This is a genomic window from Microcoleus sp. PH2017_12_PCY_D_A, assembly GCF_020738565.1.
GTDB lineage: Bacteria > Cyanobacteriota > Cyanobacteriia > Cyanobacteriales > Microcoleaceae > Microcoleus.
The window spans coordinates 1-1,829 of the sequence record NZ_JAEQCI010000139.1; the positions used below are offsets into that span (position 1 = coordinate 1).

Annotated in this window: 2 protein-coding genes; both read left to right on the forward strand. The window is 41.2% G+C overall.

Translation table 11 applies throughout. From position 1 onward, the window contains the following. The first annotated feature begins 266 nt into the window (after nucleotides 1-266). Nucleotides 267-770: an AAA family ATPase gene (locus JGK39_RS28895; protein WP_293298374.1), complete on the forward strand. Its 504-nt coding sequence runs from the start codon at nucleotides 267-269 to the stop codon at nucleotides 768-770. Beyond that, the gene (locus tag JGK39_RS28900) at nucleotides 767-1,528 is read left to right on the forward strand and encodes a DUF3226 domain-containing protein (protein ID WP_293298377.1); all 762 of its coding nucleotides are present in this window, start codon (nucleotides 767-769) and stop codon (nucleotides 1,526-1,528) included. Before JGK39_RS28895 ends, JGK39_RS28900 begins: the two co-directional genes overlap by 4 nt. Nucleotides 1,529-1,829 lie beyond the last annotated feature (301 nt).

Sequence of the window (1,829 nt, forward strand, 5' to 3'; positions counted from 1 at the left end):
TTTGTGCATCATTACAATGCTAATTTACAACTCTAAATGCCTACTTTTCTTTGACGTGAGTTTTATTCTCTCGATCCTTTCCTTCAGGGCACTACCCAGAAATTGAGCTAAAAGCTACTCTATCAAACTCAGAAACTGAATTATCTGAATTTTTTGAAATCTGGGAAAACGAGCGTTTAACGAGTCGGCGAACTCGGTCAGATGCAAGGCTATTAGTTGATACTGTAACACCTTTTTCGCACCGTATAGAACAGTTGCAAGTTAGTTTGCTATCAGAAGCTATTCTTCAGCGTTTTAAGCCACAAGTAATTAATTTACTGCAAGGAATAGATCCGGGAATTATCGATCTACAAATTGTGTCGCGTCCCGGTAGTCGCATAAGTCTATATATTGACCACAAACAAGTGGGGATTTCCCCTTTAAGTGCTTTCGGTGATGGTGTGCGGCGTTTGCTATTCATTGCTTTAACGCTGGCAAAAGTCCGAGGTGGAGTGTTACTGATTGATGAAATAGAAACCGCAATTCATACGGAAGCACTTGGCAGTTCCTTTGCTTGGATTGTGCAGTGGTGTCAGCGATTCGATGTGCAGTTATTTGCAACTACCCACAGTTTAGAAGCAGTTGATGCGATGTTGGATGCTAGCGATTCCGAGACTGATTTAGTTCTTTATCGATTGGAAAAAAAGGAATCACAAACTAAAGCGATTCGGTTAGATAGAGAAACACTGCATATAGTTAGAGATGAGTTGGGACAGGAGGTTAGGAGGTGAACCGCGGTTACGCAATCATCGGAGTAGAAGGCCCACAAGATCGAGCATTTGTGGGCAAAGTGTTGAAATTTCTCGGATTTCAATCTTTTGACGGACAAGAATCAAAATTAGAGCCGTTTTGGCGCAATTTCATACCTCCTTATCCCAGACAGGGAAACTTATACAAGCGTCTTGATATGCCTTCTATCTTGTTAACCGAGACTCTTTCTGTTGCTATCTATTCTGGGGAAGGTAGCAATTTGGGAAGAAATCTTAAAGCAACTTTTGCTAACCATCCTGAATATAAAACAGATATTGCAGCCTTTGGAATAGTTGCGGATTCTGACAAGAAGCATCCCGATACTGTTGCGAGAGACTATTACCAGCAGTTTCAGAATGATTTCCCTGAATTTCCAAATCAGGCAGGAATTTGTCAGGAAGGGCCGCCGCGAACTGGGATTTATATTTTGCCAGACAATCAGCAGCAAGGTGTTTTGGATAATTTGTTGTGCGAGTGCGGCAATGTTGTATATCCTGAAGTTATGAATTGTGCGATCGCTTATTTGAATGGACTGTCTGAGGAACACAAAAATAACTGGGGCCCGTTTGATGATAAAAAAGCTTTAGTTGCTACTGTAGTCAGCGTTCTCAAACCTGGCAAGACTAATACAACAAGCATAGCAGATAATAATTGGGTGAGCGAACAGACACAACAGGAAGTTCCAGCTTTAGCAAATTTTATTAAGTTTTTGATTGAGCTTTTGGAATTAACTCCATAAATAATTAGGTTCGTAGTCAGGACTTCAGTCCTTCTTAATTTTTACGGACTAAAGTCCTCACATAAATAATTAGGTTCGTAGTCAGGACTTCAGTCCTTCTTAATTTTAGCGGACTCAAGTCCTCACATAAATAATTAGGTATCAGTAGGGTGCGCAATGCGCACCAAACGGCTTATACCAATTCACTATGAAGCTCCACGAGCTGGTTCGCCTAAAATCCTTTCCGGTAAAGGATCTATTCCATGCAGCGGAGAAAGAAAAATGGTATCAGTAGGGTGCGCAATGCGCACCAAACGGCTTA